Annotated in this window: 5 protein-coding genes, 1 rRNA gene and 1 pseudogene; all 7 read left to right on the top strand. The window is 64.4% G+C overall.

Annotation, left to right across the window (positions count from 1 at the left end; genetic code table 11):
• Nucleotides 1-94, top strand: a 5S ribosomal RNA gene (rrf, locus tag ACIPY3_RS23075); the annotation flags it as partial.
• A 93-nt stretch (nt 95-187) separates the two neighbouring features.
• A complete protein-coding gene (locus ACIPY3_RS23070) occupies nt 188-682 on the top strand; it encodes an SRPBCC domain-containing protein (protein ID WP_400337873.1) in 495 nt (164 codons plus the stop codon).
• Nucleotides 675-1,241, top strand: coding sequence for a GNAT family N-acetyltransferase (locus tag ACIPY3_RS23065; RefSeq protein ID WP_400337870.1), 567 nt, complete (start codon nt 675-677; stop codon nt 1,239-1,241). The genes ACIPY3_RS23070 and ACIPY3_RS23065 overlap by 8 nt, the downstream gene beginning before the upstream one ends.
• Before the next feature lie 93 nt (nt 1,242-1,334).
• Nucleotides 1,335-2,780 (top strand): FAD-binding oxidoreductase, encoded by a 1,446-nt coding sequence (locus tag ACIPY3_RS23060; RefSeq protein ID WP_400337876.1) that lies wholly within the window; start codon nt 1,335-1,337, stop codon nt 2,778-2,780.
• A 136-nt stretch (nt 2,781-2,916) separates the two neighbouring features.
• Nucleotides 2,917-4,380 (top strand): MFS transporter, encoded by a 1,464-nt coding sequence (locus tag ACIPY3_RS23055; RefSeq protein ID WP_400337867.1) that lies wholly within the window; start codon nt 2,917-2,919, stop codon nt 4,378-4,380.
• 57 nt (nt 4,381-4,437) lie between these two features.
• Nucleotides 4,438-4,908: a pyridoxamine 5'-phosphate oxidase family protein gene (locus ACIPY3_RS23050; protein ID WP_397326694.1), complete on the top strand. Its 471-nt coding sequence runs from the start codon at nt 4,438-4,440 to the stop codon at nt 4,906-4,908.
• A 413-nt stretch (nt 4,909-5,321) separates the two neighbouring features.
• Nucleotides 5,322-5,695 (top strand): annotated as a pseudogene (locus ACIPY3_RS23045) (HNH endonuclease); the annotation flags it as partial.

Below are 5,695 nucleotides of genomic sequence, written 5' to 3'. Positions count from 1 at the left end.
AACGCCCGGTCCCATTCCGAACCCGGAAGCTAAGACCCACAGCGCCGATGGTACTGCACCCGGGAGGGTGTGGGAGAGTAGGACACCGCCGGACACTATTTAGAGCTACTGCCCAGACCACGACGGTCTGGGCAGTAGCTGTTTAACGCTCCTGACGCTTTTACTGGCGCGGGTAGAGTTGATGATCATGGACAGTCTTTTCAGCCATCCCGAGTCGGACAGCACGGAGCCGCGGCCCGACGCGGATCAGCTCGAGCCCTTGATATTCACCATCGTTGTACCTGCCACTATCCAACATGCCTTCATGGGTTTCACTGACCACCCCCACCTGTGGTGGCCGTTGGAGGAGCACAGCGTCTACGGTGCCGGCTCGCACGTGGAATTCGAAGAGAACCTCATCCTGGAGACCTCCGAGGCCGGAGAGACGTCCGTTTGGGGCACCATCGACGATTGGCAACCGCCCCTGTCCTTCCATGCCAGCTGGTATCCCGCCAGCACGCCACTGTGGTCCACTGAGTTGAGGGTTGCTTTCCGGGCCGTTGATGACGGTACGGAGGTGCGCCTGGTGCATGATGGCTGGGAGGGCGCCGAGGATCCTGCCGCCACCAGGGCCTCCTACGCAGAGGGCTGGCCCGGCGTGCTCGCAAACTATTCGCGGTTCATGGGCGGAGCCGGTGCCTAGTATCCGGCGCCTGCGCCCCGAGGATTGGCCCCTGCTGAAAGCCGTTCGTCTGGAGATGTTGGCTGACACTCCCATGGCGTACGTGGAGAGTCTGCAGGCGGCCCGCCGGCAGACTGATACGCAATGGCTGGAGCGGGCTTCCGCCATGTCGGCCGAGGACAGTGTCACGCTCGTTGCTGACGAGGATGGGCCGGGTTCCAGGATCCGAGCACTGATGCGCGTGGTGGTGAAACATCCCCAGGATCCAGGCCGCCCGTTGCAGGGCATGTTGATCAGCGTCTATGTTGCCCCTGAGTACAGGGGCTTGGGATTGGCCGATCAGATGCTGGCGCATGCGTGCCAGGCAGCTGTTGCGGACTTGGGAGCGTGGTCCTTGGAACTGGGCGTCCACCAGGACAACCAGCGGGCCATGGCCTTTTACAAACGCCATGGTTTCCAGCTGACAGGGGAAAGCAAGCCTTATCCCTTGGACCCAAACAAGCAAGAGCTTTTCATGGAGAAGCAACTCGCCTCTGCCGTGGCCGGGGATGCGGCGGTGGAAGTTGCTGGTACTGATTAGACTGGTGAGCACCTAAAACACTGCGAAGACTGCCGATTTGGCGTGTCCGCGGTGCTCATGTGTGGAGGAACCACCTTGTCGGATGAAACGGCCATGGCCGCTACAACAGCAGAAGGCATCAAGGAACGCACCATTGGTGGCGGGGAAGCCGGTTCGGAGTCCCAGGCGCGGAGGTCTTTCCTTGCGGAGCTGAATGCAGTACTGCGGCCGGACCAAGTGGTGGAAGACGAAGACACCCGCACCATCTACTCGGCTGACCAAGGTCCGCTGCTGGAACGGCACGTTCCCCTGGCCGTGGTCTGGGCGGAATCAGTGGAGGACGTCCAGAACATCGTGCGCGCGTGTGCGGCCCACCAGATTCCCATCGTCCCGCGCGGCGCGGGGACGGGGGTATCGGGCGGAGCGCACGCTACCCGCGGGTGCATCGTGCTCGGCCTTGAACGAATGAACCGCATCCTGGAGCTCAACGCTGACGACGAGACCGCCGTCGTCGAACCTGGCGTCATCAACGCCGAGCTGAACGCGGCCGCCGCCCACCACGGACTGATGTACGCCCCGGACCCCGCGAGCTACAAGATGTCCACCATCGGCGGCAATGTGGCTACCAACGCGGGTGGACTGAGGTGCGCCAAATACGGTGTGACGCGCGATTCCGTCCTCGCTTTGGATGTGGTGCTCGCGGACGGTTCGTTGATCCACACCGGCCACCAGACCTTCAAGGGTGTGGCCGGCTACGATCTCACGGCCCTGCTGGTGGGCTCCGAAGGAACCCTCGGAATTGTGGTCGGCGTGACGGTTCGTCTCAAATACCTGCCGCGCGAGGTCCACACCATCGCCGCTTTCTACCAGGACTTCCGCAGCGCAGCCGCCGGCGTGCTGGCTGTCGGCAAAGCACGCGTTCAGCCGGCCATCATGGAGCTCCTGGACAACGGCACCCTGGTTCAACTCGATGAACTCAACGGTTCGGACCTGCAGGCCCGGGGCAAGTCGTTGCTCCTGATCCAGACTGACGGTTTCGGTGCAGCGGCCGAGGCCGCGGTGGTGCGCCAAGTACTGTCCGACGGCGGCGCGACGGTCACCATGGAGGCCAGTGAAGAGGCCGACATGCTGGTGGACCTCCGGCGCAACAGCCGCGGCGTGGAAGTGGACGATGAATTCCGTGTGGGAGAAGACATCGCCGTACCCCGCTCCAGGTTGGTGGACTTTGTGGCTGAGCTTGAGGCCATGGCTGCCCGGCATGACGTGCGGCTCAAGGTGGTGGCGCACGCCGGCGACGGCAACCTCCACCCCACCTTCTGGTTGGACCGGGTGGATCCTGCCTCCGACGCCGATGCTCTGGTCCGCTTGAACGCGGCACTTGACGAGTCCATCCGCGTGGGGCTGGAGATGGGTGGCACCATTACGGGTGAACACGGCGTGGGCCAGTACAAACTGCGCTGGCTTGGACTTGAACAGCCCGAGCCTGTGCGGGAACTCCAGCGTCGCATCAAGGAGCTGTTCGACCCCTCAGGAATCCTGAATCCGGGGAAAGCCATTTAGCGCTTCTGGTATTCCAAGTGTTCAGCTAACCCTTTGAGTCATACTTCGCGTGCTTCACTAACGCCAGTTTACTTTCGTTAGACCACACCCTACTCTTGTTTGGTATACCAAATAATCTAGGAGTAGGTAGGGCGCGATGAAGCGGTCTTTCTGGGGCGGACGTGTTGCTCCGTGGCTTGTGTTGCTCGCGCTGGTGCTGGTGTCCGTGAATCTGCGGCCCACCATCACTACCGTCGCCGGCGTCATGAACCAGGTGAACGGCGCGTTTGGGCTGGACCCGACGCTCCTGCCGCTGCTGGGTACTTTGCCCGTCCTGGCCTTTGGCGTGTCCGGTCCGATAGCCCCTTGGCTTGCGCGGAAGGTGGGCACCGGTCCTACCGTCGCCCTCGCCTTGGTGGTGCTGGCGGTGGCACTGGTGCTTCGCGTCATGGTTCCGGCCCTGCTCCTTCCCGGCACCTTCCTCGCCGGGGCAGCAATCATGACCGCCAGTGTCCTGGTGCCCCAGATCGTGAAGGCCAATCATGGCACCGGGTGGTGGACGGGGTTGTGCACCATGGGCTTCGGTCTCGGCGCCGCCCTTGGCGCCGGACTGGTGCAACCCCTTGAGCACGCCTTTGGGGGCAGCCTCGCCTGGGCGCTGGGCGTCTGGGCTCTCCCGGCCGTCGCCGGCGCCGCCCTCATCTTCCGCGCGGGAGGCCCGACGACGGCACCCGGCTTTGCCAGGCAAGTTGCTTCGGCGGCGCCCGGCGTTGCCACGCAAGTTGCCACGGCGGGACCCGGCCCAGCGACGGGCAGCCGCCCGACGGCGGCACCCGGCACGCCCTCCCAAGCCCCCACAGCAGGTGGCGAGCGAGCAGCAAGCAGCCGCGTGCCGACGTCGGCACCCGGCGCGCGCGCCCAGGCCACCACAGCAGGTGGCGAGCGAGCAGCAGGCAGCCGCGTGCCGACGTCGGACGCTTCACAAATGGCGCCCCCCTTGCGAAAGCAGCGCACCGCGTGGGCAGTAACGGCATTTTTCGGGCTCCAGGCCATGCTCTACTTCGCCATCACCTCATGGTTGGCTGTATACCTGACCTCCAAAGGGCTCTCACCGGCCGGCGCTGCCGCACTGCTTGCCTGGTTCAGCTTGGCCGGCCTTCCTGCGAGCCTGCTGGCCCCGGTCCTGGCTGGTCGTCCAAGGGTCCTCCGTGTCCTGGCTCCGGGTCTCGGCCTCTCTGTGGCCGTCGCCTTGATCGGTGTGCTGCTGGTGCCGGCGGCCTTGCAATTCCCGATGGTTGGGGTGCTGGGAGTGGTCCAGAGCGCCGGGTTCGGCCTGGGCATGGCGTTGGTGGTGATCCGTTCGGCGGGACCCCAATCCGCGGGAAAGCTCTCCGCAATGAGCCAGGGGTTTGGATTTGCGCTGGCGTCGCTCGGTCCGTTGGCGGCCGGCCTGTTGCACACTTGGACCGGTGGTTGGGAGGCGACGTTCCTTGCGCTGGCGGCAGAAGCGTTGGTCCTGGCCGGGGCGGGATACCTTGCCATCCGAGGTCCCGTAGCCAGCGTCGAAATGCCTGCCGAACCCCGGCCCGGGAACCAGTCAACGCCTGAGTTGGTTCGCTGATCCGGAGAGGTCTGCGCGCCCTGTTCGGCGGGTGCGCTCCGGCGTATCCTCTGCGGTATGACGAACTCAGCGCCCGGTAGCGGCACGGAAATTCTGCAGGCCAATGAATGCTGGGAACTCCTCCGCGGTGTTTCCGTGGGCCGTTTGGCGGTCTTGGTGGACGACCATCCGGACATCTTTCCCGTGAATTACAAAGTTGATCACGGAACCATGGTTTTCCGTACGGGTGAGGGCACCAAACTCCACGCTGCACTCAGCGATGCTCCCGTTGCCATCGAGGCCGACGGTGTCGACCCGGATACCGGCATCGCCTGGAGCGTCGTGGCAAAGGGGCAGGCGACGGCGGTGAAACTCACCCAGGACGTCCTGGATACCATCGGGCTCCTGCTCTTTCCCTGGGAGGCCGGACAAAAGGACCAGTTCATCCGGATTACCCCCAGCACGGTGACGGGACGCCGCTTCAAGGTCGCCCCGCCGGTGACGTGGTGGACGCCGTTGGACGGCGCCCCCACGGCTAGCCCCGAATAGGGCGCGAAGGCCGCCAAACCGCGGCTTGCTGAATGGGTCAGTCCTTTCACTCGTAGGGCTCCGCCGTTGCGCTGCTTGCCGAATGGGTCAGTTCCTTTCACTCGTGGGGCTCCGCCGTTCCGATGCTCTCTCTGCTGCCTTGCGGGGGCGTTTCGAGTCAGGCGAGGTGTTGGTTACAGGAGTGGATTACCGGCTACCGCGTTATTGGGCCGACGTCGAACCCAGAACGGCCTTGAGGACATCGGCACAGGCTTGTCGCCTTTTCTGTCACCTACCAGACAACGTTGATCGGGCAACCCACAGTCTGCGCCCTCTGGTTGTGGAGGAGCAGTCGCTGTGCGTTTACAGGGGGTGTTTCCACATGGCTCGTTTGTGGTCTTATTCGGGGGTTGTGGGGCTGGAAGAGTGGGGGTATGGACGGGTTTTCGGGGCAGTTGGGTGGTGGTGTTGGTGGCGCTGCCGGGGTTGCTGCTGCCTTCGGTCATGCGTCTGTGGAACGCTCCTTGGCGGTGGGCTGGTCGATTGCGGATTTGATCGCAGTTGTTGGTGCGCTTGAGCCCGCGGGCGACAGCGGGGCGTTGGTTGATCAGTTGCGGGGGTTGGAGGATGTGAAGTCGGCGGTGTCGGCGGCGCAGGCGAGGGTGGCTGTGGCGTTTGATGTGGCCCAGCGCCGGGAGCAGGCCGCTGCGGGTGTTCCTGTTTCGGAGCGGGGTAGGGGTGTGGGGGCGCAGGTGGCGTTGGCGCGGCGTGAGTCCCCGAATAAGGGGGCCCGGTTGTTGGGGTTGGC

This window comes from Paenarthrobacter sp. NPDC089714 (assembly GCF_044748905.1).
Taxonomy (GTDB): domain Bacteria; phylum Actinomycetota; class Actinomycetes; order Actinomycetales; family Micrococcaceae; genus Arthrobacter.
This window is presented reverse-complemented; position numbering and strand designations above follow the sequence as displayed.